This window comes from Streptomyces malaysiensis subsp. malaysiensis (assembly GCF_040653035.1).
Taxonomy (GTDB): domain Bacteria; phylum Actinomycetota; class Actinomycetes; order Streptomycetales; family Streptomycetaceae; genus Streptomyces; species Streptomyces malaysiensis.
Genome location: NZ_JBEZNG010000033.1, coordinates 42,942 through 68,799 on the forward strand (window position 1 = coordinate 42,942; position 25,858 = coordinate 68,799).

Consider the following 25,858-nt stretch of genomic DNA (forward strand, 5'->3'; position numbering starts at 1 on the left):
CTCCTCCGGGGCAGTTGCGGCGGTACGGGCGCGCTCGCGACGCGACGCCGCGCGGGGGGCGTGCGGCGAGCGTACGAGCGAAGGTGCGGGAAGGCCCGGCTGACGGGCCGAGAGGGGGCCGGTCCTAGGCGTGAACGGACCACGGTCCCATTCAGATGGCGCGACAGAGCATGGCGGCGACGCGGCACAGGTCGACTGCCCGCCGCTTCGTGAGATCCGCCTGTCGCTTCATGCGTCCGATCGTAGGGACGGACAGCAGGCATGTCACCGGTATGTCGAATCGTGAGACGTCATCGTCCGAGGAGTGAGATGGGAGAAGCGTGAACGGCCGGTGCGCGCGGGTGTGGGGGCATGCGGCGGCCACGGGCGTCCATATACGCGGACGAGATCGTCTCAGTGGTTGGACCAGGGGTGTGGGGGAGTGCCCCTGGTCGTGATCGCGTCAGCCCGTCAGTTGGACGTTGTTACCCGTGACCGAGACGTCTATGCCGTCCTTGGTGGCCTGTACCTTCTCCAGCCGCATCCCGGTGGGCAGACCGTCGATCTTCCGCTCGATATCGGCCTTCTCGCGCACCTTGTCCTCCCACTGGGGGATGCTGCCGCCCGGGATGGAGTCGGCGTGCAGCCGGATGGTGTCGCCGTTCACGATGGTGACCTGGGAGTGGGCGGTGAGGCTGAGGCCCAGCAGACTGCCGGTGATCTTGACCTTGTTGGTCCCGGACGCGTCGTAGGCGACCGTCACCCCGGGACCGGCGGCCTGTGAGAGGTCCGCGTAGCTGATGTGGGCCGAACCGGTGGCGCGGTCGGCGCTGGCGGACGAGAAGTTGCCCGAGATGCGGACGTCGTGCAGCTGGGCGTCGAGCTCGGTGACGCGGACGCTGCGGCCGTCGACCGTGTCCGTCGTCAGGTCGTCCACGCCGACGTCGACCTCGTCCAGCTCCTTGCCCGCGACCTGGGTGAGGAACGGGAAGCCCTTGATCGAGACATTGGGCGTGGTGGTGAGGCCCTGCGAACTCTTGATCTTGTCGGCGGCCTTCGACTCCGCGATGTACACCGCGATGCGGTCGGCGGCCACGAAGAGGCCGCCGAGTATCACGACGACGATCAGTGTGATGCGTAGTGCGCGCATGTGCGTGGGTCCCCCACAGGCTCTCGCTCAGGCGCTCGCCTGAGGCATGCGAGCCTATCCGGAGCAAATGAGCGGGAGCCGGGCAGTCAGCCCATAGCGCGACCGATCACATAGACCACTGGGGCGGCGGCCGCCAGCGGCAGCGCCACACCGGCCGTCATATGGACGAAGCGCGAGGGGTAGTCGTAGCTGGCGACCCGGTGCCCGATCAGCGCGCACGCCCCCGCCGCGAACCCGAGCAGGGCGGCGGTGGAGGTGCCCGTTCCGGTGAGCTGCCCGGCCCCGACCCCGCCGCCCGTGGCAGCCGCCAGAGCGATTACGACGGCGGCCGCGGTGGGCAGCGGCAGCGCCCGGACCAGCAGGCCCACGGCGACGGCGGCCGCCCCCACCACGACGGCGTCCGAGGACTCGGCGGCGGCGGCCAGATAGCCGCCCGCGAGCACCGCGAGGGCCGTGGACGCCACGGCGGCCGTGAGGCCGTACAGCCGCTCGTCCGGGGAGGCGTGGCTGCGCAGCTGGAGGACCAGCACCAGCAGCAGCCAGACGCCGATGGTGCCGATGACGACCGTCGGCGCGTGCCCGGGCTCGGTGGCGAGCAGACCGACATCGGCGGCCAGACCGCCCGCGAAGGCGAGCGCGATGCCCTGCCGGGCGGGCCACATGCCGTTCAGCCGGAACCAGCCGGCCGCCGTGACCGCTTGCAGCACCGCCACCACGACGGCGACCGCCGGGCGGCCCAGCGGCGCGGTGGCCGCGAGCAGGGCGGCGAGCGCGGAGGTCAGGGCGGCGGGGACGAACCCCGGGTGGAGGATCTGCGGACGGCCCTCGGCGCGGGCCTTCTCGGCGGCGGTGAGCGGCCGCTCCGGCTGCGCGGCGGGCGGCTCGGCGGTCGCGGTCGCGGTGGCGGCGGCGGGCATGGCCTGTGTCTCGGCCTGGGCGTGGGCGTGAGCCTGCGCGTGGGCCCGTGCCTGTGGATGGGCCGGTACCTGTGGATTGGCCTGCGTCTGGGCGTGAGCCTGTGCCTGTGGGTGGGCCTGCGTCTGGGCCTGTGCCGCGGTCTGGGGCCGGCGCGGCGCCTGGGACGGGTCGGCGGGCTGGTACGGGTGCTGCTGCTGGTCCCAGCCCTGGGCGTACTGGCCCTGGTGGCCCTGGTGGCCCTGGTGTGCCTGCTGGCCCTGGTGCCCCGGGTGCGGCTGCTGCCCGTGGTGTCCCTGCTGACCCTGCTGGCCCTGCTGGGCGGTGGCGTAAGGGTCCGCGTATGGCTGCTGCTGGTATTGGTGCTGCTGCGGGTGCTGGTACTGCTGCGGCTGACCCTGGGCGTACCCCTGCTGCTGCGGATACCCCTCGTACCCCGGCCAGTCGGCCGGCTGCTGGGCGCCGTGTCCGTTGCCGCCGGGACCGCCAGGGCTGCCGTGGCCGCCGTAAGGATGCCCGCTCTGGTCGTATCCACCGTAAGGAGCCTCGTACGCCCCGTACGGGGGATACGGCTGCTGCTGTCCCTGCTGCTGATGAGGCTCGTGAGGCTGATGAGCCTCATGGGGTTGATGAGGCTCGTGGGGTTGATGCGGCTGGTTGCTCATGAGCTCGGGGTTCACCCTCCTGCGAACGGCGGGAGCACCTCGACCGTGCCGCCCTCGGCGAGTTGGATCGTCTTGTGGTCGCGGGTGCCGACCGGGGTTCCATCGACCAGAAACGCACAGCGCAGCAGGACCCGTGCGAACTCCGGCCGTGCCGTGTGCCGCTCCCGGGCCGTGTCGAGCGCCTCCGCCAGCGTCCACGCGGTGTACGGCTCCTCCGAGGTACCGGCCGCGGCGCGGGCGGCGGCCCAGTACCGGATGGTCCCGGCGGGCGTGTTCATCATCGCCATCGCGATCCCTTTCCCGTCTTCTGCCGCCTCCATGATGACGGGTTCGGGGCCGCGACCGGGACCACGCTCGGTTCGTCGAAAATACGGCCGGTTCGGGACGAGAGTCACTTAAGGTTTGCGTGTGCTGGTACGACTGATACGGGCGTATCTGAGGCCCTATACCCGAACGATCACGCTGATCGTCTTATTGCAGTTGGTGCAGACCCTCGCCACCCTCTACCTGCCCGCGCTGAACGCGGACATCATCGACAGCGGAGTGGTGAAGGGCGACACCGGCTACATCCTTCGTGCCGGCGGGCTGATGATCGCCGTCACTTTCGTCCAGATCGTCTGCGCCGCGGGAGCCGTCTACTTCAGCGCGCGCACCTCCATGGCGCTCGGCCGCGATGTGCGCGCCGCCGTCTTCGACCGGGTGCAGTCCTTCTCCGCGCGTGAGATGGGCCACTTCGGGGCGCCGTCCTTGATCACCCGTACCACCAACGATGTGCAGCAGGTGCAGATGGTGTGCCTGCTGGCCTTCACGCTGATGGTCTCGGCGCCGATCATGTGCGTCGGCGGTGTCGTCATGGCGCTCGACCAGGACGTTCCGCTGTCGGGGCTGCTTCTGCTCATCGTTCCGGCCCTGGGCCTCGTCGTCACGCTCATCGCCCGCCGGATGCGGCCGCTGTTCCGCCATGTCCAGGAGCGCATCGACACCGTCAACCGGGTGCTGCGCGAGCAGATCACCGGCATCCGGGTGATCCGGGCCTTCGTCCGCGACACCCATGAGCGCGACCGCTTCAGTGCCGCCAACACCGGGCTGATGGATGTCTCGCTGCGCGCCGGACGGCTGATGTCGCTGATGTTCCCCGCCGTGATGCTGGTGGTGAACGTCTCCAGCGTGGCCGTCGTCTGGTTCGGCGGGCACCGCATCGACAGCGGTGGGATGCAGGTCGGCGCGCTGACCGCGTTCCTCAGCTATCTGATGCAGATCCTGACGTCCGTGATGATGGCCACCTTCATGTTCATGATGGTGCCGCGGGCCGAGGTGTGCGCCGAGCGCGTCCAGGAAGTGCTGGACACCGTGACCAGTGTCGTACCGCCGCTCCAGCCCGTGGCGCCCGTGCCCGCCGACGCTGGACGGGGCCTGCTGGAGCTGCGGGGCGTGGAGTTCCGCTACCCCGGCGCCGATGAGCCGGTGCTGCGCGACATCTCGCTGATCGCCCGGCCCGGCCGGACCACCGCCGTCATCGGCTCCACGGGCAGCGGCAAGTCGACCCTGCTCGGGCTGGTGCCGCGGCTGTTCGACGCGACCGACGGCAGTGTTCACATCGACGGCGTGGATGTGCGCGACCTCGACCCGGGGGTGATGACCCGGACCGTCGGGCTCGTCCCCCAGAAGCCGTATCTCTTCGCCGGCACGGTCGCCTCGAACCTGCGGTACGGCGACCCCGGCGCCACCGACGAGGAGCTGTGGCGGGCCCTGGAGACCGCCCAGGCGCGGGAGTTCGTGGAGTCCATGGAGGACGGTCTGGACTCCCCGATCGCCCAGGGCGGGACCAATGTCTCCGGCGGTCAGCGGCAGCGGCTGGCGATCGCCCGCGCCCTGGTCGGCAGGCCGTCCGTCTATCTCTTCGACGACTCCTTCTCCGCGCTCGACTACGCCACCGACGCCCGGCTGAGGGCGGCGCTCGTGGACGAGACGGAGAGCGCGACGGTCGTCATCGTCGCCCAGCGGGTGTCCACCATCCGGGGCGCCGACCTGATCGTGGTGCTCGACGCGGGCCGGATCGTCGGCGCCGGTACCCACGGCGAGCTGATGGCCGGCAACGAGACCTACCGCGAGATCGTGCTCTCCCAGCTCACCGAGGAGGAAGCGGCATGAGCGACGCACACGCGGCCACCGCGCCGCGGAAGACGACGAAAGCCGCACCTCCGCGCCGCGTGGGCGACCGTCACATCAGCTGCTGGCAGGGCGGGGCGAATGTAAGAGGCACCGCATGAGCGGCACCACGGCGCCCCGCAGGGGACCGGCGCCCGCCGCCGGGCCCGGGCGTTTCATGGGCGGGCAGCCCACCGAGCGGTCCATGGACTTCCGCGGCTCCAGCCGCCGGCTGCTGGCCCGGCTCCGCCCCGAGCGCGGTATCGCGCTGCTGGTGCTCGCGCTGGGCACGGTCAGCATCGGTCTTTCGGTGGTGGGCCCGAAGATCCTCGGTGCGGCCACCGACCTGATCTTCGCGGGCATCGTCGGACGGCAGCTGCCCGACGGCGTCAGCAAGGAGCAGGCCGTCCAGTGGCTGCGCGACAGGGACCAGGGCACGGTCGCCGACATGGTCGCCTCGATGGACGTCACCCCCGGCCAGGGCATCGACTTCCACGCGGTCGGCGTCGTCCTGCTGTGGGTCACGGCGCTGTATGTCGTCTCCTCGCTCCTGAACCTCCTCCAGGCGCGGGTGGCCACGGTCGTCGTGCAGCGCTCGGTCTTCCGGCTGCGCGAGGACGTGGAGCACAAGCTGGCGCGGCTGCCGCTCTCGTACTTCGACAAGCAGTCGCGCGGCGAGGTGCTCTCCCGCGCCACCAACGACATCGACAACATCCAGCAGACGCTCCAGCAGACCCTCAGCCAGATCATGGCCTCGCTGCTGATGATCGTGGGCGTGCTGTCGATGATGTTCTGGATCTCGCCGCTGCTGGCGCTGGTGGCGCTGATCACCGTCCCGGTCTCGGTGTGGGTGACGACGCGCATCGGCAAGCGCGCACAGCCGCAGTTCGTGGCCCAGTGGAAGACGACGGGCAAGCTCAACGCCCATATCGAGGAGATGTACACCGGCCATTCGCTGGTGAAGGTCTTCGGGCGGGAGAAGGAGTCCGCGGAGCTGTTCCGGGAGCAGAACGACAAGCTCTACGAGGCGGGCTTCCGGGCCCAGTTCATCTCCGGGCTGATCCAGCCCTCGATGACGTTCATCGGCAACCTCAACTATGTGCTGGTGGCCGTGGTCGGCGGGCTCCGGGTGGCCTCCGGCGCGCTGTCGATCGGCGACGTCCAGGCGTTCGTCCAGTACACCCGGCAGTTCAGCCAGCCGCTCACCCAGGTGGCCTCCATGGCCAACATGGTCCAGTCGGGCGTGGCCTCCGCCGAGCGGGTCTTCGAACTGCTGGACGCGCCGGAGCAGAGCGCGGAGCCGGTGGAGGCGCGGCGGCCGGAGGTGGTGCGCGGGCAGGTCGCGTTCGAGGAGGTCGCCTTCCGCTATCAGCCGGACAAGCCGCTCATCGAGGGTCTGTCGCTGTCGGTGCGGCCGGGGCAGACCGTGGCCATCGTCGGGCCGACCGGCGCGGGGAAGACCACGCTGGTCAATCTGCTGATGCGGTTCTACGAGGTCAGCGGCGGTCGGATCACGCTCGACGGGGTGAACATCGCCGAGATGTCACGGGAGGAGCTGCGCTCCCATTTCGGGATGGTCCTCCAGGACACCTGGCTGTTCGGCGGGACGATCGCCGAGAACATCGCGTACGGCGCGCAGGGCGCCGGTTTCGAGAAGATCGTGGCGGCGGCGAAGGCCACCTATGTGGACCGCTTCGTACGGATGCTGCCGGACGGCTACGACACGGTGATCGACGAAGAGGGCTCCAACGTCAGCGCCGGTGAGAAGCAGCTGATCACGATCGCGCGGGCGTTCCTCGCCGAGCCGTCGATCCTGGTGCTGGACGAGGCCACCAGCTCGGTCGACACCCGCACCGAGGTCCTCATCCAGCGGGCGATGGCCTCGCTGCGGAGCGGTCGCACCAGCTTTGTGATCGCGCACCGGCTGTCGACCATCCGGGACGCGGACGTGATCCTGGTGATGGAGTCGGGGCGGATCGTGGAGCAGGGCTCCCATGACGCGCTCCTCGCGGCCGGCGGTGCGTACGCCCGGCTCTACGCGTCCCAGTTCGCCGAGCCGGTGGCGGAGGCCGAATAGTCCACCGGCCGAATAGCCGACCGGCCGAATAGCCGTAGCGCAGGACAGCCGGAGCAGCCGACCGCTCGGCCGTACGCCGTTCAGGCGTTGGCCGCGGCCCAGTCGGCGATACGGGTCAGCAGGGCGGGCGAGGCGGCGGTCTCGGCGTGGCCGAAGCCCGGTTCGATCCACAGCTCCGAGGTGGCCGGGTCCGCAGCCGACGCCAGCATCCGTGGATGGTCCAGCGGGAAGTACGGATCCCGGTCGCCGTGCACGATCAGCAGCGGCGTCGGGGCGATCAGCGGCGCCGCGGCCACCGGGGGCAGCGGATCGACGTCCCAGCCGCGGGGGTCGATCCGGGTGCCCAGCCCGTAGCGGGAGACCAGCCGTCCGGCCGGTCGGGTGACCGCCCAGTGGACCCGCCGCATGGGCGCGGTGCCGCGGTAGTACCAGCGGGCGGGTGCGCTCACCGAGACCACGGCGTCGGGCGCGGCGCCGTCGGCGGCCTCGCCGGGAGCGGTGGTGGGTTCCCCGTTCACCCGGTCCGTGCGCCCCGGCGAGCTCCCCGTGCGCTCCCCGTGGGGTATGTCTTGCATCGGCCGGATTCGATCGGTCTTCCCGGACAGCGCCGCCTGCCGGATCACCACCGAGCCGCCCATCGAGAAGCCGACCGTGACGACCCGCCGATGTCCGAGCCGTCGCGCCCAGCGCACCGCGGCGGCCAGGTCCAGCACTTCGCGATCGCCGACCGTGGACCGTCCGCCGGACCTGCCATGGCCCCGGAACGAGAATGTGATCACGGCCGTGTGCTGGTGAAACGCCGAGGCCACCCGCCGTAGCGCGGGCCGTTCGAGGGCGCCGGTGAACCCGTGCCCGACCACCAGCGCGAGCCGGCCCCAGGGTTCGGTCCCGGATGCCGGGGAAGGTTCGTACCGCGCCTCGATCGAGACCCCGTCATCGGTCAGCAGCATGGCCCGTTGTCCTGCCGCGGCGGTCGCGGAAGGACAACGGGGAGCAGATTGAGCCTCTCCGGCACATGTCATGTGGGTTATTCTGCTGTGAAGAGGATCCGGGCAACGTAGCCCCCGGGTCCTTTTGTGCTTTCGGGGCGTGGTGCGCGTTTGAGCGCACCGTCGCTCCAAGGGCGCGGATCGTAACCGTACGAAGTAGTAGCCGCAGACTCCCCCGGGCGCTGCCCGGGAGGTGCCCCTCTCGCACAGGGACCGAGGAGGAACCGACGTAATGGGCGAGCGAAGCGTGCACGACATCGAGATCACGGCCGGGGCAGGTGATGGACGATGAGTTCCCTCCTGCTGCTGACCAATGCACTCCAGCCCTCGACGGAGGTGCTCCCCGCCCTCGGCCTCCTGCTGCACAGCGTGCGGGTGGCCCCCGCCGAAGGCCCGGCCCTGGTGGACACCCCGGGTGCCGATGTCATCCTGATCGACGGCCGCCGCGATCTGCCGCAGGTGCGTAGCCTGTGCCAGCTGCTGCGGTCCACCGGCCCCGGCTGTCCGCTGATCCTGGTGGTGACCGAGGGCGGGCTCGCCGCCGTCACCGCCGACTGGGGCATCGACGACGTCCTGCTGGACACCGCGGGCCCGGCGGAGGTCGAGGCCCGGCTGCGGCTGGCCACCGGCCGCCAGCAGATCACCACCGACGACAGCCCGATGGAGATCCGCAACGGCGATCTCTCGGTCGACGAGGCCACCTACAGCGCCAAGCTCAAGGGGCGTGTGCTCGATCTCACATTCAAGGAGTTCGAGCTGCTGAAGTACCTCGCCCAGCACCCCGGCCGGGTCTTCACCCGGGCGCAGCTGCTCCAGGAGGTCTGGGGCTATGACTACTTCGGCGGCACCCGTACGGTGGACGTTCACGTCCGGCGGCTGCGCGCCAAGCTGGGCCCGGAGCACGAGTCCCTGATCGGCACCGTGCGGAACGTGGGCTACCGCTTCGTCGCCCCGGAGAAGGTCGAGCGCGCCGCCGAAGAGGCCCGGGCCAAGGCGAAGGCGCGGGACGCCGGAGTGGGCGACGCCGCGCGGGGAGAGCACCCCGAAGGGGCCGCCGGCTCCGAGGCGAGGGCAGCTGCCGCACGACCGGCCAACAGCTAGCTGGACCCGCGTAGACTTCGCGCGTGGCCAAGGTGACGCGGGATGATGTGGCAAGGCTTGCGGGAACGTCGACCGCGGTCGTGAGTTACGTCATCAATAACGGACCCCGGCCGGTCGCCCCGGCCACGCGCGAGCGGGTGCTCGCCGCGATCAAGGAGCTCGGCTACCGGCCGGACCGCGTCGCGCAGGCGATGGCGAGCCGCCGGACCGATCTCATAGGGCTGATCGTCCCGGACGCGCGGCAGCCGTTCTTCGCGGAGATGGCGCACGCCGTCGAACAGGCGGCCGCCGACCGCGGAAAGATGGTGCTGGTCGGCAACTCCGACTACCTCGACGAGCGCGAGGTCCACTATCTGCGCGCCTTCCTGGGGATGCGGGTGTCCGGGCTGATCCTCATCAGCCAGGGCCCCAGCGAGAACGCGGCGGCCGAGATCGAGGCGTGGGACGCCCGGGTGGTGCTGCTGCATGAGCGACCCGAGGCGATCGACGACGTGGCGGTGGTGCTGGACGACGTCGGCGGCGCGCAGCTCGCGGTGCGGCATCTGCTGGAGCACGGCCATGACTACGTGGCGTGCCTCGGCGGCACCGAGATAACCCCGACCGTCGGCGACCCCGTCACCGACCACGTCGAGGGCTGGCGCCGCGCGATGCACGAGGCGGGCCGGCCCACGGAGGGGCGGCTCTTCCAGGCCCCGTACAACCGCTACGACGCCTATAAGGTCGCCCTCGACCTGCTCGCCGGCCCCGACCGGCCCCCGGCCATCTTCTGCGCCACCGACGACCAGGCGTTCGGGGTGCTGCGGGCGGCGCGCGAACTGCGGATCGAGGTTCCCGCGGAGCTGGCGGTGGCCGGTTTCGACGATGTGAAGGAAGCCCACCTCACCGACCCCCCGCTGACCACGGTCGGCTCCGACCGCCCCGCGATGGCGCGCGCCGCGGTCGATCTGGTGCTGGAGGACGGCGTCCGCCTCGCCGGCTCCCGCCGCGAACGGGTCAAACAATTCCCCTCGGCGCTGGTGGTCCGCCACTCCTGCGGTTGCGCGTAGCGCTGCTACCCGAGTCGGGGCCCTGGGGGCCCCGACGGCCCCTGTCGTCGTCGCTGACGGTGCGGTTGGCCCTGCGGGCGGCCCGGTTGACCCTGCGGGCGGGCGCTCGCCCTGGCGGCCGTGCCCGCGCCGCACGGGGGCCGTGCCCCCGCCGTGTCCCCGCTGAGCCCGCGCCCTGCGGTTGGTGTGCACCTTCGGGGTGGGGCGTCTGGGGTGGAGCGTCTGCCATGCCCCGCCCGCCCTGCGGGGGCCGTGCCGTAGCGCCGCTACCCGAGTCGGGGCCCTGGGGCCCCGACGGCCCTTGTTGTCGTCGCTGACGGTGCGGTTGGCCTTGCGGGCGGGCGCTCGCCTTGGCGGCGGAGCCCGCGTCGTGTGTGGAGGCTGTGCCGCCGCCGAGCCCGCGCCCTGCGGTTGGTGTGCACCTTCGGGGTGGGGCGTCTGCCATGCCCCGCCCGCCCTGCGGGGGCCGAGCCTCCGCTGAGCCCGCGCCCTGCGGTCACCTTCGGGGCGAGCGTCCGCCCTGCGCCGAGGCTGGCGCTGAGGGGGCGCGACTTCCCCGTTCCGCAGCCGGGCTTTGCCGCCCTTCGGCCGCGGCCGCGAGGGGCGGGCTCCGACCGGCCCGCCTCGTTCCCCGCTGCCCGTGTGCTGCGCGGGCGGCGGCGGTGCCCCCGCCGAGCTCTCGTCCTCCGGTGAGGCCGTGTGCTGGCGGTGGGGCGTCTGCCTTCGGCGGGGCTGGGACTCTGTGGCTGGGCGCCTTGCGGGTTCCGTCTGCTGACGGGCGGCTCGCGGGCCCTGCGGCCGTGGCTTTATGGGCGGTGCGTGGTGGTCCGGCTGCCTTACGGCGTGGTCCGTGACGTTTCGGGCAGTTCTGCGGGCGGTGCCCGCGCTCGCGTCCTTATGAGTGGTGTGTCCGCTACGCCCGGACTGCCCTGCGGGGCCGTTCGGCGGGGACCCGAGGACGCCGGGGCCCTGGGCGGGCCCAGTGCTGCCCGGGGCCTTATGGCGGGCATATGGACTTCTGGTGGGGTTCTTAGCGGGTCCTCAGGGGACTCTCATACTTCGGTCGCACAGTCATAGACATGACGGACAGCACACGCCGCAGCGGCGCAGACGAGCCCTATCCCTACTCGTACGGCGGTGGTGCGGGGTATCCCGATCCGCCCGCGTATCAGCCGCAGCCGTCGGTCACCACGCCGTCCGGGGTCACCGTGTGGCCGGGTGGCGACAGCGGCGACAGCGGTGGCAGTGGCGGCGGTGGCGGGGACGAGGGGGGCGCGTTCGCGGGCGAGGGGGCGCACGGTGGCGGAGGGCGGCGCAGGGCGCGGGTCCCGCGGCCGATCGCGCTGATCGCCGCCGTGGCGGCCGTCTCGGCGCTCGTGGGCGGCGGGGCGGCCGCGCTGGTCACCAACGCCACCCAGAAGTCCGACACCACGATCTCCACTCCCGTGGTCAACGCCAAGTCCAGCAGCAACAGCGGGGTTTCGGCCGTGGCGGCGGCGGTCAGCCCCAGCATCGTGGAGGTCAGCGCCGGCGGCACCAGCGGGCAGTCCACCGGCTCCGGCGTGATCATCACCAGCGGCGGCGAGATCATCACCAACAACCACGTGGTCTCGGGCGCCGATTCGATCAGTGTGACGTTCAGCGACGGCAGCAAGAAGTCCGCGACGGTCGTCGGCACCGACAGCAAGAAGGACCTCGCGCTGATCAAGGTGGAGGGGGCGAGCGGGCTGAAGCCGGCGTCCCTCGGCGACTCCAGCAAGGTCACGGTGGGCGACCAGGTCGTGGCCATCGGCTCGCCCGAGGGCCTCACCGGCACCGTCACCAGCGGCATCGTCTCCTCGCTCAACCGTGATGTCACCGTCTCCACGGACCAGGAACAGGGCGGTCAGGGGCCGAGCGGCGGCGGGCAGTGGCCGTTCGAGTTCGGCGGCGGCCGGTACAACGGCGACGTCGGCTCGTCGACCACCACCTACAAGGCCATCCAGACCGATGCCTCGCTCAACCCCGGCAACTCCGGCGGTGCGCTGATCAATATGAGCGGCCAGGTCATCGGGATCAACTCCGCGATGTACTCCTCGGCCTCGGGCCAGAGCTCCGGTGACGCGGGCAGCGTCGGCCTCGGCTTCTCGATTCCGATCAACACCGTCAAGTCCGATCTCGACTCCCTGCGCTCGGGCGGCAGTGGCGGCAACGCCTGACCGACGTGCGAGGCTGGCAGAGCGGCGCCGCACCGCCCGGCGCGGCCCCCGCCCCAGCCCATCGTCAGCGTCAGAGTCAGTCACGTCACCCGCACCGTCACCGCTAAGGAAATCGACCCATGAGCCCCGACCACGGCGATCAGCCGGCCCGCATCCTGATCGTCGACGACGAGCCGGCCGTCCGGGAAGCCCTGCACCGCAGCCTCGTCTTCGAGGGCTATGCGACCGAGACCGCAGTGGACGGGCTGGACGCGCTGGCCAAGGTGGGCTCCTACGACCCCGAGCTGATCGTGCTCGATGTGCTGATGCCCCGGATGGACGGGCTGACCGCCGCGCGGCGGCTGCGCGCCACCGGGGTGACGCTGCCGATCCTGATGCTCACCGCGCGGGACACGGTGGGCGACCGGGTCACCGGGCTCGACGCGGGCGCGGACGACTACCTCGTCAAACCCTTCGAACTGGACGAACTGCTGGCCCGCATCCGCGCCCTGCTGCGCCGCAGCTCCTACGCGGCCCAGCAGGGCGCGGCGCTGCCCGAGGAGGATCTGCTGACCTTCGGCGATCTGCGGATGGACCTCACGACCCGCGAGGTCGCCCGGGGAGGGCGCCGCGTCGAGCTGACCCGCACCGAGTTCACCCTGCTGGAGATGTTCCTGGCGCACCCCCGTCAGGTGCTCACCCGGGAGCAGATCCTCAAGGCGGTATGGGGCTTCGACTTCGAGCCCTCGTCCAACTCGCTGGATGTGTACGTGATGTATCTGCGCCGTAAGACCGAGGCGGGCGGCGAGCCGCGGCTCGTGCACACCGTGCGCGGGGTGGGGTATGTGCTGCGGTCCGCGGAGGGCGAGCCCTCGTGAGGTTCCGCACCCTGCCGCTGCGTTCGCGGCTGGCCCTGCTGACCGCGGTGGCGGTGGCGGTCGCGGTGGCGGTGTCCGCGTTCGCGTGCTGGCTGATCGTCCGGGAGCAGCTCAGCGCCCAACTCGACTCGTCCCTGCGCAACGTCAAGGTGGACGAGCGCAATGTGCTGAGCATCCTGGAGGCGTGCCAGAACCCCGACGGCGCCGACGGCCACACTCCGCACGCCCTCGGCTCGTACTCCGTGCAGATCGTGCTGGCCGACGGGAGCCGCTGCACCCAGCCCGGGGCGACCCAGCTGCCGGTGACCACCGCCGATGTGGCCGTGGCCGTCGGGCAGCGGCCGAACGCGCTGCATGACGCGACGGGCGCGGGCGGCGGGGACATGCGGGTGTTCACCTACCGGCCGACCGAGGGCCCCGGCAGCCCGCTGCCGCGGGGGATCGCCGTCTCGATGGCCCGCCCGCTGAGCGAGGTCGAGCGTCCGCTGGGCACGCTCGCGCTGGTCCTCGCCCTCGTCACCGGGGGCGGCGTGGTCGGCGCGGGCGCCGCGGGCCTGTGGATCGCCAGGACCGGGCTCAAGCCCGTGGACCGGCTGACCGAGGCGGTCGAGCATGTGGCCCGCACGGAGGACCTGGCCGTCCGCATCCCTACGGAGGGCGATGACGAGATCGCCCGGCTGTCCCGGTCGTTCAACTCCATGACGGCTGCCCTCGCCTCCTCCCGCGACCGTCAGCAGCAGCTGATCGCGGATGCCGGGCATGAACTGCGCACCCCGCTCACCTCGCTGCGGACCAATATCGAGCTGCTCGCCCGCAGCGAGGAGACCGGCCGCGCGCTGCCGCCCGGTGACCGTAAGGCGCTCATGGGGAGCGTCAAGGCGCAGATGACCGAGCTGGCCGCGCTGATCGGCGATCTCCAGGAGCTGTCCCGCCCCGACGCCGAGCCCGGCAGCGGGCCCCCGCAGGTGATGGCCCTGCACGAGGTGGTGCGGACGGCCCTGGAGCGGGCCCGGCTGCGCGGTGCGCATCTCACGATCAACGCCTCGATCGAGCCCTGGTACGTGCGCGGCGAGGTGGCCGCTCTGGAGCGGGCGCTGGTCAATCTGCTCGACAACGCCGTGAAGTTCAGCCCTTCGGGTGGTGTGATCGACGTCGTCCTCAAAAGCGGAGAGGTACGGGTGCGGGACCATGGCCCCGGTATCCCCGCCGAGGAGCTGCCGCATGTCTTCGAGCGCTTCTGGCGCTCCCCGTCCGCCCGCAGCATGCCCGGCTCGGGCCTCGGACTGTCGATCGTGGCCCGTACGGTTCAGCAGTCGGGCGGTCAGGTGGGGCTGGAACCGGCCCCGGGCGGCGGCACGGTCGCCTGGATCAGGCTCCCGGGTGCGCCTACGGCTCCGCCGGGGATCGACCTCGACTGAGCGCGGCCCCATCCGGCTCGGGCCCGGTCCGGCCCGCTCTGAGGGACCGGTCCGGCTCTCGGAGCGGCCCGAGCCGGAGTGTCGGCTGCGGGCCCGTCTCGGTCAGCGAGCCGCCCCCGCAGCCGTGCAGCCGTGCGTACGTCCCGTCCAGCGCCAGCAGTTCGCGATGGGTGCCCGTCTCCACGACCCGCCCGTGGTCCAGCACCAGGATGCGGTCCGCGTCCGGCGCCAGGTTCAGATCGTGGGTGATCATGATCGTGGTACGGCCGGACATCAGCCGCCGCAGCGGCCGGACCACCCGCCGCGCGGCCGGCGCGTCCAGACCGGTGGTGGGCTCGTCCAGGACGAGGACGGGCGCGTCGCGCAGCATCGCGCGGGCGATGGCGATGCGTTGGAGCTGGCCGCCGGACAGCCGCGCGGTGTGCGGGTCGATCCGGGTGCCGTAGCCCTCGGGCAGGGCCGCGATGAAGTCGTGCGCGGCGGCGTCCCGCGCCGCCCGGACGATCTCGTGCTCGGCGGCGCCGGGGCGGCCGCAGGCGATGTTCTCGCGGATGGTGTCGTGCAGGATGAGCGTCTCCTGCGGCAGCAGCGTCACGTTCGTCCGCAGAAAGCCCAGCGGCATCGCGTACAGGGGGACGCCGTCGAGCCGTACGAACCCCTCCCCGGGGTCGTAGAAGCGCGTCAGCAGCTTGGAGACGGTGGACTTGCCCGCCCCGCTCGCCCCGGTGATCAGCACGAACTCACCCGGCCGGGCGGTGAACGAGACTCCGGCCAGGGTGCGCCGGTCGCCCCCGGGGTAGCGGAAGCCGACCCGGTCGAACTCCACCGTGCCGTGCACCCGCCACGGCGCCACCGCCGCCCCCGGCGGCGGATCGCTCACGGCGGGCTCGGCGTCGAGGATCTCCAGCAGCCGCTCGGCGCCCGCGGTGGCGGCCGTAAGGGTGAGACCGAGCTGTCCGAGGTTGCGGATCGGCGGGTAGAGGTAGCCGAGGAAGGCGGCGAAGGCCAGCAGCTGTCCGATGGTCATCCGGTCCCGGGAGATCTCCCAGGCGCCGAGCCCGATCACGGCCAGGACGCACAGCGTCTCGATGACCTCGACCAACTGCTCGTACAGCTCGCTCATCCGGGCACCCGCCACCGACGCCCGCATCCACGCCCGCGCCTCCCGGCCCAGCCGCCGCTCCTCGGCGTCCTTACGGTGGTACGCCTGCGTCAGCACGACGTTGCCGAGCGACTCCTCGACCACGGAGGTGATCGCGCCGTCGGCGACCCGCTCCTCCCGCGCGACCGCGCCGATCCGCCCGGAGAAGCGCCGCGCGGCCAGCCAGAAGAGCGGCGCCAGGAAGAAGGTGACCAGCGCCAGGTCCCAGCGCAGCCGGAACGCGGCGATGGAGAAGAAGACCGTGCTGAAGACGGCGGAGACGGTGCTCACCACCCCGGAGACCACCATCTGCTCGATGGCCTCCACGTCCCCGGTGAGGCGCTCGACCAGATCGCCCTGGCGGTGGCGCTGGAAGAAGTGCGGCGGCAGATCCTGCACATGGGCGAAGACCCGGGCCCGCAGCCGCAGCACGAACCGCTCGGCGGTCCATACGGCGAGCGAGTTGCCCGTATAGCCGACGGCGGCGCCGAGCACCGCGACCGCGAGCCACTGCGCGGCGGGGGCCCAGAAGGCGCCGAGCGAGCCCTGCCGCAGGGCGTTGTCGGTCAGATCGGAGAAGAGGAGGATCGCGGCGGTCTCGGCGAGCGCCGCGGCGATGACACAGCCGCAGATGAGTGCCAGCCAGCGCCGGTCGCCCTTGGTGAGCGGCCAGAACCGGCGGAACGCCTGCCGTGCGGCCAGCCGCGGAGCGGACCGTTCCGCCCCCGCCTCGGCTCCCGCGGCCGGGTCGGACCCGAGCGCGCGCAGCTCCATGGTGGGCTGGTCTTCGTACGAGGTCACGGTCGCTCTCTCCCGCTCGGCTCCGGACATGGCCGAGGCGGGCCCGCGGCGCGCTGCCGCGGACCCGCCTGAAGGTGGTGTGTGGGTCAGCCGCCGATGGGGCGACGGTGGGGCTTCTTCGGCGCCTTCTTCGGGGCCGGCTTCGGGGCGTGGTGCTTCTTCTTCGGCTCGGACTTGCGGGCGGGCTTGACCGGGACGATCTTGTGGAAGCTCATGATTCTGCCTCTCGGAATTCGGTCTTTCATTTCCTTTGCCGGAGCCGTTCGGCTTCGACATGGAAGACATTAGGAGCGATATCCGTGAGGAAGATCGGACTGAGCTGTGCGTTTGCCAAGAACGGTCTCAAGGAATTTTCATGCGAGATGTGGAACCGCGGCGCGACCAGCCGCGTCCGGGCGCCTCGGACATGCGCATGCCCCTGTTCAGGGGCATATAAAAAAGCGGAATCCGCCGACCGGCAGGTTTCAGCGGGTCTTTCCGAAATTCAGCTCCGCACCGACCAGATCCGCCCGAATCCCCTCCGGGGAGACGCCGATGTTCGCCAGCCGGATGCCCTTGGCCTTTTTGGGCAGCTGGAAGGAGAGCTCCAGCTTGTCCGTCAGCTCCGGCACCTTCAGCCGCGTCAGCGCGGCGGCCACCATCGGGTCGATACCGAGCTTCCTGGCCAGATCGGGATGGTCGTTGGCCGCCCGGACGAGGTTGACCGCGAGCAGCGCGGGGACGAAGCGCGGCGACCCGGTGATCCGGTCCAGCTTCTGGCCGTCGTTCAGCGCCTGCCCCGCCTCCGCGGGCGGCACCCCCAGCTTCTCCGCCACCGAGGGGATCGCCAGCAGCGCCCGCGCCTTCTCGGAGTCCTCGCTGATCCGCGTGGCCGCCTTCTTGTGCAGATACAGCCCGGCGCGCGGTTCGGGGCCGGGCCGGTAGGAGGCGATCCCGGGGATGTCCAGCCGCATATCGGTGACGCTGGTGGAGATCCCGCGGTCGCCCTGGCGCTGGATATGCGCCTGGGCGTGCAGCGACACCTGCTGCCCGGCGACGGGGAGCTTCCCGTCCGCGCGCACCGAGCTGGGCCCCAGCGCCCGGAACCGCACCTGGGAGGCGCCCAGTTCACGGCTGAGGTCCTCGAAGGACAGCAGCACATCGCCCTTCATCCGGCTCACCACCGCGCCCCTGAAGGAACTGGGCAGATCCCCCACGATCCGGATGCCCTGCGCCTGGGCGCGCACCTCGGCGAGCGAGACCCGGTCGGCCGCCACGTCCGGTACGGCGATGTCCACCTGCTGGAGGTGCTTGCCGAGCACCTGGGTGAGGAACGGGAAGCCGTGGATGGTCACGTTCGGCGCCGTGGCCAGGTCCAGCTTCTTCTGGAGCTCCTGCTCGGCCTGGCGCTCGGCGTACATCACCGCGCAGCGGTCGCCCAGCACCAGCAGCAGGGCCAGTACGAGCAGCCCGATCAGCGCCTTCGCGGTGCGCGGCACCGCCCTGAAACGGCCGCGCCGACGCCGGGACGAGCGGCGGTGGTTGGGCGGTGACCACGCCTCGCCGTCGTCCGCCTCCGCCGAACCCGAGCTGACCGTTTTGCCCCTGCGCCCGCCGAGGTCATCGTCGTCGTCCTCCGACGTCGGGCCGAGGCCCAGGGGGTCATCCGGATCGTACGGATCGGCCAGCTCGGCGAGTTCCTCGTAGGGGTTGCTGTAGTGAACCCCGGGTGAACCGCTGTGAGGATGTGAGGACTGGGGTGAAGGTATGCGTGTGGGGGATCGCATCACTCAATACCACCACGCCACACTCCGCCACCCGCAAGTCCTAGCGGCGATACGTGGCGAACGGCACGTTCCGATTTTGCCTTCCGTACACGCGCCGTTTCTCAGCGTGTGCCACGTGAGACGGCCCGCGCCTCGGTGACGGTGACCGCCCTGCCGTCCATCTCCGAGCCGTCGAGCTCGGCCATCGCCTTGTCCGCGGCCGCCTCGTCCATTTCCACGAACCCGAATCCGCGCGAGCGGCCGCTCTCCCGGTCGGTGATCACGGTGGCGTCCAGCACCTCGCCGAACTGCCCGAACAGGGTCGCCAGGTCCCTTGTTGTCGTCTGGTAGCTCAAGTTGCCCACATGCAGTCGTTTGGACATGACCGGCTCTCCTTGTTCTCCGTGGTTCCCAGTGGAGCGAACCGGGTCAATCCTCTCAACTAGGTACGAAACCGGCCATTCGCATGGGCTGAACCGGTCATCCGGCTCAGTGCAGCGTGCCCAGCAGCTCCCTGGCGTACGGAACCAGCGCGTCCGTACGCCCGGTGAGCACCTTCTCGGCCCACTCGGGGTCGGCGAGCAGCGCGCGCCCGATCGCGACGAGATCGAACTCATCCCGCTCCAGCCGGTCCAGCAGATTCTCGATGTCCGCCACCTGGGCCGGCCCGCTATAGGTCCCGGGGACGAACGTCGGCAGGAAGTCCTGGTTCAGGCCGACCGAGCCGACCGTGATGGTGGGCCTTCCGGTCAGCTTCTTCGTCCAGCCCGCGAGGTTCAGGTCCGAGCCCTCGAACTCCGGCGTCCAGTAGCGCCGCGTGGACGAGTGGAAGACATCCACCCCCGCCTCCACCAGCGGCGCGAGCAGCGCCTCCAGCTCCTGCGGGGTCTCGGCCATCCGCGCGTCGTAGTGGTCCTGCTTCCACTGGGACGTACGGAAGATGATCGGGAACTCGGCGGAGACGGCCTTACGGCAGGCGGCCACGATCTCGGCCGCGAAACGGGCCCGGGAGACCGGGTCGCCGCCGTAGCCGTCGGTACGGCGGTTGGTGCCGCTCCACAGGAACTGGTCGATCAAATAGCCGTGTGCCCCGTGCAGTTCGACCCCGTCGAAGCCGATCCGCTCCGCGGCGGCGGCCGCGTCGGCGAAGGCGGCGATCACCGCGTCCAGGTCGTCCTGCGTCATCGCCCGCCCGACCGGCTCACCGTTCAGCCCGAGACCGGACGGGCTCAGCACGGGCGCCTCGGGGTACGGCGGGGCGCCCTCCTCCCGCGAAACCCCCACATGCCAGATCTGCGGCGCGATCCGCCCACCGGCGAGATGCACCCGCTTCACGACCTCGGCCCACCCTGCCTGGGCCTCCTCCCCGTAGAACCGCGGCACGCGGTCGCTCAGCCCCGCCGAGGGGTGGTCGACATAGGTCCCCTCGGTAATGATCAGCCCCACCCCACCGGCCGCGCGGCGCCCGTAGTAGGCCGCCACATCCCCGGTGGGCACGCCGCCGGGCGAGAACATACGGGTCATCGGCGCCATGGCAATGCGGTTGGGCACGGTGAGCCCGCCCACGGTGAAGGGGCGCGACAGAACCTGGGCCGCGCGCTCGGCACTGCTGCTTATGGACACGTGGATACTCCTCGACCGGACCTCATCGCCCGCGCGGAATCGCGCGGCCCGGCCAAGGTAAAATCTGACGTCGGCGTCAGGGGCAAGTAGCGGAGGCCGCCTCCGCGAGGCGCGCGACGGCACGGTCCGCCCCCCCGTTGGTGCGTTCACGCCCTACCGTCGGCCGACGGGCAGACCCACACTGGTCGCTCGACCAACGATGTGAGGGGGCCCGACATGGGAACGCACGGCAAGCCGCCCACCCCGAACCCGCAGCCGAAGCAGCCGAGCCCACGGGACTCGGACGGACAGCACCCGGACGTCTCCAGGCCGGGTGGTGGGACGCACCGCAAGTGACTGACCTGGAAGAGCTGCGCGCACGGGCGGCCGAGACGCTCGACATCACCGAGCCGTGGATACGGCAGGCGTTCGAGACCGTCCCCCGGCACGAGTTCGTCCCGGGCACCGTATGGGTGGTGGACGGCGGGGTGTACCGGCCGCTGCGCCGAGCGGACGACCCGGACCGGTGGGCCCGCATGGTGTACGACCCCGCGCGGGCCATCACCACCCAGGTGGACGACGGGGCCCCTGCCCCCGCTGGCGGCGATGTGCCCACCAGTTCCATCTCGGCACCGGCCGCCGTGGTGACCATGCTCGCCGAGCTGGACCTGCGGCCCGGGCACTGGGTGCTGGAGATCGGGGCGGGCACCGGGTACAACGCGGCGCTGCTGGCGGAGCGGGCAAGCGCCGGGCGGGTGATCACGCTGGAGATCGACCCGCATGTGGCCGACGGCGCACGGGCCGCGCTGCACCGGGCCGGGTACAGCGGTGTGACGGTGCTGGAGGCGGACGGCGAGCAGGGTTGGCGTGGCGGCGCGCCGTACGACCGCCTGGTGGCGACGGCCTCGGTGACGTCGATCCCGCAGACGTGGGTGGAGCAGGTGCGGCCCGGCGGCTTGATCCTGGCTCCCTTCCGGACCGCGTTCTGCTCGCACGGTCTCGCGCGGCTGACCGTCTCGGACGGCCGTGCCGAGGGGCGGTTCGCGGGCGCGGTGACGTTCATGGCCGTACGCGGCCAGCGGGCGCGCCCGCGTATCGATGGAGTGTTCTCCACGGAGTCGTGGGAGGAGAGCCGCGAGAGCAAGGCGGAGTTGGACGTGGCGCTGCTCGCCGACCCGCACGCCGAGTTCGCGGTCGGGTTGAGGCTCGCCGAGGTGGCGCACTGGCCGCAGGACGGCGGGCACTGGTGGTGCAGCCGCGACTCGTGGGCGTACGCGGCGGATGGCGCGGTGCACCAGTGGGGACCGCGAAACCTGGCCGACGAGACCGCCGAGGCTCTCACCTGGTGGGAGGGCGCCGGAAGGCCGGAGCTGTTCGACTTCGGCCTCACGGTCACGGCCGACGGCCACCACCGGGTATGGCTCGGCGATCCCTCGGAGGCGTGGCCCCTGCCACCCGCCGCGTAGCCCGGAGCGCCGTCCCGTCAGCCGGGGGCCGTCCCGCGCGCCCGACGGGCCGCCTTCGCGGAGGGTGCCGCATCGGTCGGGGGTGCCGTCTCCGTTGGGGGTGCCGCATTGGTCGGGTGCGGCGCCGTCTCGCGCGCTTCGCGCGATTGAGCAGCGGGGCAGGGGGGCGGGGGCGTCGGGCCGATTGCCGACCGCCGGGCCGGTGGGAGCGACCGCCGGTGGCGGCATCCGTGTGCGGGGGCGAGGCCCGTCGCCGGGCCGCCGGACTCCGCATCCACTGCGACGCTGGCCACCCATCAGGCCGCGCCTGGACGGTCCACCGTCGCACTCGACGCCGCAGGGGGTACCCCTCCCGAAAACCTTTGACAAAGTAGTTGCTTCAGATCAAGCGTTTTCGGAGGGGGTACCCGGAGGGGGCGCGCCACCCCTGCGCTCCCGATTGGCATGGGCCCCCACCGGCCCGGCAGCCGGCAATGCGCCCTGCGCCCCGGCCCCCGCCCGCCGCTGCTCAATCGCGCGAAGCGCGCGAAACGATGCCCGCACCTGACATCCGGCCTGTGCTCAGAGGGTGTGGTCCAGGCGGCCAGCCTTTATGGCACCTATGAGGACGCCGAGCGCGGCGGGACTGGTGCGGATTACCGCTTCCGGCTCGTCGCTCTCGCGTATGTGGATGCCTATGCCGTCGGTGACGGCGAGTTCCACGCAGTTAGCCGCACCAGCTTCACTGAACGATGACTTCTGCCAGGTGAGGTCGGACATGACACCTTCCCTAGAGGGTGTACAGGATGTGTTGGAGGAGGCCCCACGAGTCACGCTGTTCGTGGAGTTCGGGGGCCGCGTCTGCGACTACCGGTGGCAGTGCGCTCTGGCTCAGATCGCTGAACGTGGATTCGTAACGCGTGATGGACTCGGCGTCGCCGAGCCGCAGGTTCGCGGACGGGTGGTCCGCGACCACTGTCTCCAGGCCCGGAACTCCGACTCCCAGGATGAGGAACGGCGTGCTGTGCCAGAAGCGCACGCCAACTTTGAACGGCAAGAGCTGGATGGTCACATGCGGGTTCATCGACACCCGGATGAGCTCTATCAGCTGCTCCCTCATGACTTGTGCACCGCCTACCTCCATGCGGAGCGCAGCCTCATGAATGACCGCCTGGAAGGTGACGGGCTGTTCAGGCCCCAGGATGGCCTGGCGGGCTCTTCGGAAGCGGACGAGTTGCTCGATCTCCTCGGGTGAAGCGTCAGGAAGTCCGCTGCGGAACAGGGCGCGCATGTAGGACTCGGTCTGCAACAGGCCGGGGATCAGGAGGGTTTCGTATGTCTGGACCCTCGTCGTCCGGGATTCCAACTCGGCGAGGTCGAGCGTGGACTGCGGGAAGGACTTCCGATACGTCGACCACCAACCCTTGCCGCTGCTCTCGGCCATGCTGACAAGCTCGTCAATGTACGGCTCACTCTTGCATCCGTAGGCATCAACGAGCCCGCGAAGACGATCTGTTGGGATGGCCGTCCGCCCCGCCTCGATGTGGCTCAGGTGCGGCGCGCCCATCTCGATCAGCTTGCCGCCCTCGGCGATCGACAACCCGGCTTGGAGTCGTAACTTCTTCAGCTCTACGCCGAGTCGGCGTTGCCGTTCGGTGATGAGCGTTCTCAGCGCCACGGCCGGTCCTCCAGGGGAATCGGTGTCAGTGTGCCCCGCGCGGGTGGGGCAGTCCAATCATCTTCGCGCACTGGTTGCAACATTGCTGAGCTCTGCCATACCTTGGGTGTTGCCTTGCTCACACAGGGTATTGAGCTACGAGCGCCACGGAGGCGTCGCATGGGAGCACCCGCACACCCGGAACATCCGCACCGCTACACCCTCTCCGCCCCCGCCCTCCCCACTACCCCCCGTCTGTGCCGCGACTTCGTGCGCGGGATCTTCGCGGCCTCGGGACTCTCCCAACTCGCCGAGGCGGCAGCCCTTTGCACGTCGGAGTTAGTGACCAACGTCCATCGGCACGGCAAGGGCGATGTACGGATGGCCGCCACCGTCCGGCACGACCGCGTGCGGGTGACCGTCCACGACGACAGCCTCGAACTCCCCTCGCCCCGCCGCGCGGCGGGCCATGAGACCAACGGCCGCGGCCTCTTCCTGGTCACGGCCCTCTCCGACATCTGCGGTATGACCATCGACGAACCGGCCGAAGGCACAGGCAAAGCGGTGTGGTTCGAGTTCAACCTTCCGCCCACGAACACGAAAAGCACCGCATGAACCCCACCCCCGCCGAGCGGGTCGCAGCAATCCTCCGTGACGAGTTCGCCGCCCATGGCGTACGGCTCCCCGACATACGGGCCGACCTCGGCGACGCCCGGCACCCGCGACTGGAACTCGGCACCGTCCCGCTCGGCACGGGCTTCGCGCTGCTGCGCGTACTCACGGACTACCAGCGCCTGTTGAAGGCTGAGCGGGTCCGGATCAGGCCCCCCACTCGGGGAGGCTGCGATGAGCCTCCGAGCGGCCACGTGTAGTCAACGGGTACCGCCGCGATCGGGGCGGTTGTGCGTCTGCCGGGCACCGCTCATCGAGGAAGGCCGGGGCCTGTCCTCGATGAGCGGCATCGTGGCGGGTACCGCCTACCGTCCGCTGCCCGCCGGACGGCCCGGCCTCACTTCAGGTGTCGACCGAAGAACCGGTCCCCGTCCTCCACCTCGAACCACGGGGTGCCGAGATGCCCGCCCAGGTTGGCGTGCAGCGTCTTCTCCTTGCTGCCGAAGGCGTCGAACAGGTCCAGGGCCCGTTGCCGGGGGTTCCCTTCGTCGTCCCACTGGAGCAGAAGCAGCAGCGGAATGGTGACCTGCCGGGCCTCCTCGCGCTGGGCGAGGGGTACGTAGCCCCCGGCGAAGAAGCCGGCGGCCGCGATGCGCGGATCGACCGCCGCGAGGCGGATACCGAGGGCGGTCCACCCCGAGTATCCGACCGGGCCGCCGATCTCGGGCAGCGCGAGGAGGGCGTGCAGGGTGGACCGCCATTCCGGGGCCGCCTTGTCGACCAGCGGGCCGACGAGGGATTCGAAGATCTCGTCGACCGGCTCGCCGGTCTGCATCGCCCGCCGGAGGTCGGCGCGGGCCTGCTCATCGACGGCGGAACGGGGCCGGGCACCGCATCCGGCGGCGTCGATGGTGGCCACCGCGTAGCCACACGCCGCGGTGTACCGGGCCCGTGCCACCAGCCGGGGTTCCGCCTTGGGCAGGCCGTTGTTGTGGGCCATCAGGATCAGCGGGGTCGGTGCGGCGGATCCGGGTGTCCACAGGGTGCCGGGGATCTCGCCGAGGGTGAATTCGCGCTCGAGGACGCCGTCGTCGAGGCGCTGTTCGGAAGTGAATCGCATGGTCGTGCCTTTCGGGAGTGCTGCTGAACGGCGCTCCCGGACGACCTATCGCCCGACCGTGACCCCGGAGGAGAGCACCCATGTCGATACGTTCACGGGTACCACCTCCTCGTTCTCTCGCACGGCCTCCGGAAAAGTAGCAGTGGCCGCCGAGGCCCGCCAACGGGTTTTCGCGGAGGCTCGGTGACGAGTCGGCCGCCTCCGCGCCGCGATACCCGTATAGGGGGCTGTCTCAGCCGCGTATGGTCACGCCGTGGCGTGTGCGCAGTCGGTGCAGTTCCCACAGGGAGAGCGCGGTCACCGATAGCGGGCCGCCGAACAGGGAGCAGAGCTGGACCCACAGCGGCCCGCCCGGCATACCGCCCCCGGTCGCGTTCAAGACGGCGATGATCCACACCATCACCACGGTGATCACGGCCGGCAGCGCGGCGTGCACATAGGCGGTGTTGAAGGCTGAGCGGGCGACGTAGGCCGAGGCCAGGAAGAAGAACGGCAGCCCCCACAGCACGAACACGAGCGCCGGGACCGCGGCCACGAACAGCCACACCCCGTGCAGCCCTTCCAGCACCTGGGGGTTGGCCGAGAGCCCCCACAGCGTGGCGGCGAGGACGGCCACGGTCAGGACGTACCAGCCGACGGTCTTGGCCGGGACGCTGAGCCGGGAGCGCAGCATCCGCCGCCGCTCCGCGGGCGCGTAGCGGATGAAGAGGGCGATGATCACCGGTCCGGCGATGAGGAGCAGGACCGGGGTCACGATGAGTTGGGCGGCACTCTCGCTGGCCTGGTCCTCCAGGTCGCCGTCCGATCCGTACGCGTAGTAGAGCGCGAACGTCGCGAGGACGCCGAGCACCGTCCGGGTGATCTGGACGCGGCCGACCACGGGGTCGTGGACGCGCCCGCCGCCGTCCTGGTCGAAGAGTTTCCGCGCGGGCCGGTGTGCCAGGCGGAGCAGGGGGACGAGGATGAAGAGGAAGGGCACTCGCCGATACCAGCGCCGACCCGCGGGCCTCGGCCGGTAGGGCCCGGGCGGCGGGGGCGGGGGCCCGTAGGGGTTCGGCGGCGGCGGCCCGTACGGATCGGGGGTCGGCGGCGGCCCGTACGGGCCCGGAGGCGGCGGCGCGTACGGATTGGGTGCCGGGGGCGGCGGCCCCCAATGATTGCCTCCCTGCCCAGGGTCGTTCGGCAGACCCCA

23 protein-coding genes are annotated in these 25,858 nt (G+C 71.0%); 10 read left to right on the forward strand and 13 right to left on the reverse strand.

The features are described 5' to 3' along the window. Window positions 1-442 precede the first annotated feature (442 nt). The 3 genes from AB0E24_RS40130 to AB0E24_RS40140 all read right to left on the reverse strand — a co-directional run bounded on the left by AB0E24_RS40130 (window position 443) and on the right by AB0E24_RS40140 (window position 2,996). Window positions 443-1,129, reverse strand: coding sequence for an LmeA family phospholipid-binding protein (locus tag AB0E24_RS40130; protein ID WP_069873579.1), 687 nt, complete (start codon window positions 1,127-1,129; stop codon window positions 443-445). 86 nt (window positions 1,130-1,215) lie between these two features. Beyond that, entirely contained in the window at window positions 1,216-2,709 is a 1,494-nt protein-coding gene (locus AB0E24_RS40135) for a hypothetical protein (protein WP_359384561.1), read from the reverse strand. A gap of 11 nt (window positions 2,710-2,720) precedes the next feature. After that, entirely contained in the window at window positions 2,721-2,996 is a 276-nt protein-coding gene (locus AB0E24_RS40140) for a MoaD/ThiS family protein (protein ID WP_069873578.1), read from the reverse strand. Between the two features lie 121 nt (window positions 2,997-3,117). Here AB0E24_RS40140 and AB0E24_RS40145 point away from each other — a divergent pair, with 121 nt between their 5' ends. Both AB0E24_RS40145 and AB0E24_RS40150 read left to right on the forward strand, forming a co-directional pair. Next, on the forward strand, window positions 3,118-4,860 hold the full coding sequence (locus tag AB0E24_RS40145) for an ABC transporter ATP-binding protein (protein ID WP_187286893.1): 1,743 nt from the start codon (window positions 3,118-3,120) through the stop codon (window positions 4,858-4,860). Window positions 4,861-4,975: 115 nt separating this feature from the next. Continuing rightward, entirely contained in the window at window positions 4,976-6,934 is a 1,959-nt protein-coding gene (locus AB0E24_RS40150) for an ABC transporter ATP-binding protein (RefSeq protein WP_093706370.1), read from the forward strand. 80 nt (window positions 6,935-7,014) lie between these two features. Here AB0E24_RS40150 and AB0E24_RS40155 read toward each other — a convergent pair whose 3' ends face one another. After that, window positions 7,015-7,884, reverse strand: coding sequence for an alpha/beta hydrolase (locus AB0E24_RS40155; protein ID WP_359384565.1), 870 nt, complete (start codon window positions 7,882-7,884; stop codon window positions 7,015-7,017). 327 nt (window positions 7,885-8,211) lie between these two features. Between AB0E24_RS40155 and AB0E24_RS40160 the strand changes: the two genes are divergently transcribed. The 5 genes from AB0E24_RS40160 to AB0E24_RS40180 all read left to right on the forward strand — a co-directional run bounded on the left by AB0E24_RS40160 (window position 8,212) and on the right by AB0E24_RS40180 (window position 14,543). Next, entirely contained in the window at window positions 8,212-9,024 is an 813-nt protein-coding gene (locus tag AB0E24_RS40160) for a response regulator transcription factor (protein WP_069873572.1), read from the forward strand. A gap of 23 nt (window positions 9,025-9,047) precedes the next feature. Then, a complete protein-coding gene (locus AB0E24_RS40165; RefSeq protein ID WP_069873570.1) occupies window positions 9,048-10,070 on the forward strand; it encodes a LacI family DNA-binding transcriptional regulator in 1,023 nt (340 codons plus the stop codon). A 1,079-nt stretch (window positions 10,071-11,149) separates the two neighbouring features. Beyond that, a complete protein-coding gene (locus AB0E24_RS40170; RefSeq protein WP_359384568.1) occupies window positions 11,150-12,268 on the forward strand; it encodes a S1C family serine protease in 1,119 nt (372 codons plus the stop codon). A 119-nt stretch (window positions 12,269-12,387) separates the two neighbouring features. Next, window positions 12,388-13,125: a response regulator transcription factor gene (locus AB0E24_RS40175; protein ID WP_102937704.1), complete on the forward strand. Its 738-nt coding sequence runs from the start codon at window positions 12,388-12,390 to the stop codon at window positions 13,123-13,125. Continuing rightward, window positions 13,122-14,543 (forward strand): sensor histidine kinase, encoded by a 1,422-nt coding sequence (locus AB0E24_RS40180; protein WP_079153744.1) that lies wholly within the window; start codon window positions 13,122-13,124, stop codon window positions 14,541-14,543. The genes AB0E24_RS40175 and AB0E24_RS40180 overlap by 4 nt, the downstream gene beginning before the upstream one ends. Here the strand turns inward: AB0E24_RS40180 and AB0E24_RS40185 are convergent. From AB0E24_RS40185 to AB0E24_RS40205, 5 genes are all read right to left on the reverse strand, one after another. Next, on the reverse strand, window positions 14,512-16,458 hold the full coding sequence (locus AB0E24_RS40185; RefSeq protein ID WP_359384607.1) for an ABC transporter ATP-binding protein: 1,947 nt from the start codon (window positions 16,456-16,458) through the stop codon (window positions 14,512-14,514). The two genes, AB0E24_RS40180 and AB0E24_RS40185, sit on opposite strands and share 32 nt — an antisense overlap. A 113-nt stretch (window positions 16,459-16,571) precedes the next feature. Then, the gene (locus AB0E24_RS40190; protein WP_256115369.1) at window positions 16,572-16,700 is read right to left on the reverse strand and encodes a hypothetical protein; all 129 of its coding nucleotides are present in this window, start codon (window positions 16,698-16,700) and stop codon (window positions 16,572-16,574) included. Window positions 16,701-16,949: 249 nt separating this feature from the next. Next, on the reverse strand, window positions 16,950-18,251 hold the full coding sequence (locus AB0E24_RS40195; RefSeq protein ID WP_359384570.1) for an LmeA family phospholipid-binding protein: 1,302 nt from the start codon (window positions 18,249-18,251) through the stop codon (window positions 16,950-16,952). Between the two features lie 101 nt (window positions 18,252-18,352). Then, window positions 18,353-18,613: an RNA recognition motif domain-containing protein gene (locus AB0E24_RS40200; RefSeq protein WP_069873558.1), complete on the reverse strand. Its 261-nt coding sequence runs from the start codon at window positions 18,611-18,613 to the stop codon at window positions 18,353-18,355. A gap of 106 nt (window positions 18,614-18,719) precedes the next feature. Next, complete coding sequence (locus AB0E24_RS40205; RefSeq protein ID WP_359384573.1) at window positions 18,720-19,853, reverse strand: NADH:flavin oxidoreductase; 1,134 nt, start codon at window positions 19,851-19,853, stop codon at window positions 18,720-18,722. Window positions 19,854-20,185: 332 nt separating this feature from the next. Here AB0E24_RS40205 and AB0E24_RS40210 point away from each other — a divergent pair, with 332 nt between their 5' ends. After that, window positions 20,186-21,298 (forward strand): methyltransferase domain-containing protein, encoded by a 1,113-nt coding sequence (locus AB0E24_RS40210; protein WP_359384575.1) that lies wholly within the window; start codon window positions 20,186-20,188, stop codon window positions 21,296-21,298. A 561-nt stretch (window positions 21,299-21,859) separates the two neighbouring features. Here AB0E24_RS40210 and AB0E24_RS40215 read toward each other — a convergent pair. Both AB0E24_RS40215 and AB0E24_RS40220 read right to left on the reverse strand, forming a co-directional pair. Then, window positions 21,860-22,057, reverse strand: coding sequence for a DUF397 domain-containing protein (locus AB0E24_RS40215; RefSeq protein ID WP_102937700.1), 198 nt, complete (start codon window positions 22,055-22,057; stop codon window positions 21,860-21,862). 10 nt (window positions 22,058-22,067) lie between these two features. Next, on the reverse strand, window positions 22,068-22,955 hold the full coding sequence (locus AB0E24_RS40220; protein WP_102937699.1) for a helix-turn-helix domain-containing protein: 888 nt from the start codon (window positions 22,953-22,955) through the stop codon (window positions 22,068-22,070). Window positions 22,956-23,114: 159 nt separating this feature from the next. Between AB0E24_RS40220 and AB0E24_RS40225 the strand changes: the two genes are divergently transcribed. Further along, entirely contained in the window at window positions 23,115-23,549 is a 435-nt protein-coding gene (locus AB0E24_RS40225; RefSeq protein ID WP_069873548.1) for an ATP-binding protein, read from the forward strand. Continuing rightward, complete coding sequence (locus AB0E24_RS40230; protein WP_174885631.1) at window positions 23,546-23,806, forward strand: hypothetical protein; 261 nt, start codon at window positions 23,546-23,548, stop codon at window positions 23,804-23,806. The genes AB0E24_RS40225 and AB0E24_RS40230 overlap by 4 nt, the downstream gene beginning before the upstream one ends. A 137-nt stretch (window positions 23,807-23,943) precedes the next feature. Here the strand turns inward: AB0E24_RS40230 and AB0E24_RS40235 are convergent, their stop codons facing one another. Both AB0E24_RS40235 and AB0E24_RS40240 read right to left on the reverse strand, forming a co-directional pair. Further along, entirely contained in the window at window positions 23,944-24,666 is a 723-nt protein-coding gene (locus tag AB0E24_RS40235; protein ID WP_359384578.1) for a dienelactone hydrolase family protein, read from the reverse strand. Window positions 24,667-24,898: 232 nt separating this feature from the next. Then, the gene (locus tag AB0E24_RS40240; protein WP_079258493.1) at window positions 24,899-25,645 is read right to left on the reverse strand and encodes a hypothetical protein; all 747 of its coding nucleotides are present in this window, start codon (window positions 25,643-25,645) and stop codon (window positions 24,899-24,901) included. Window positions 25,646-25,858 lie beyond the last annotated feature (213 nt).

Coding starts and splice junctions, on each gene's coding strand:
- AB0E24_RS40130 (WP_069873579.1), bottom strand. CDS start 1,129: ATGCGCGCACTACGCATCACACTGATCGTCGTCGTGATACTCGGCGGC.
- AB0E24_RS40135 (WP_359384561.1), bottom strand. CDS start 2,709: ATGAGCAACCAGCCGCATCAACCCCACGAGCCTCATCAACCCCATGAG.
- AB0E24_RS40140 (WP_069873578.1), bottom strand. CDS start 2,996: ATGGCGATGATGAACACGCCCGCCGGGACCATCCGGTACTGGGCCGCC.
- AB0E24_RS40150 (WP_093706370.1), top strand. CDS start 4,976: ATGAGCGGCACCACGGCGCCCCGCAGGGGACCGGCGCCCGCCGCCGGG.
- AB0E24_RS40155 (WP_359384565.1), bottom strand. CDS start 7,884: ATGCTGCTGACCGATGACGGGGTCTCGATCGAGGCGCGGTACGAACCT.
- AB0E24_RS40160 (WP_069873572.1), top strand. CDS start 8,212: ATGAGTTCCCTCCTGCTGCTGACCAATGCACTCCAGCCCTCGACGGAG.
- AB0E24_RS40170 (WP_359384568.1), top strand. CDS start 11,150: ATGACGGACAGCACACGCCGCAGCGGCGCAGACGAGCCCTATCCCTAC.
- AB0E24_RS40175 (WP_102937704.1), top strand. CDS start 12,388: ATGAGCCCCGACCACGGCGATCAGCCGGCCCGCATCCTGATCGTCGAC.
- AB0E24_RS40185 (WP_359384607.1), bottom strand. CDS start 16,458: ATGGAGCTGCGCGCGCTCGGGTCCGACCCGGCCGCGGGAGCCGAGGCG.
- AB0E24_RS40190 (WP_256115369.1), bottom strand. CDS start 16,700: ATGAGCTTCCACAAGATCGTCCCGGTCAAGCCCGCCCGCAAGTCCGAG.
- AB0E24_RS40195 (WP_359384570.1), bottom strand. CDS start 18,251: ATGCGATCCCCCACACGCATACCTTCACCCCAGTCCTCACATCCTCAC.
- AB0E24_RS40200 (WP_069873558.1), bottom strand. CDS start 18,613: ATGTCCAAACGACTGCATGTGGGCAACTTGAGCTACCAGACGACAACA.
- AB0E24_RS40215 (WP_102937700.1), bottom strand. CDS start 22,057: ATGTCCGACCTCACCTGGCAGAAGTCATCGTTCAGTGAAGCTGGTGCG.
- AB0E24_RS40225 (WP_069873548.1), top strand. CDS start 23,115: ATGGGAGCACCCGCACACCCGGAACATCCGCACCGCTACACCCTCTCC.
- AB0E24_RS40230 (WP_174885631.1), top strand. CDS start 23,546: ATGAACCCCACCCCCGCCGAGCGGGTCGCAGCAATCCTCCGTGACGAG.
- AB0E24_RS40235 (WP_359384578.1), bottom strand. CDS start 24,666: ATGCGATTCACTTCCGAACAGCGCCTCGACGACGGCGTCCTCGAGCGC.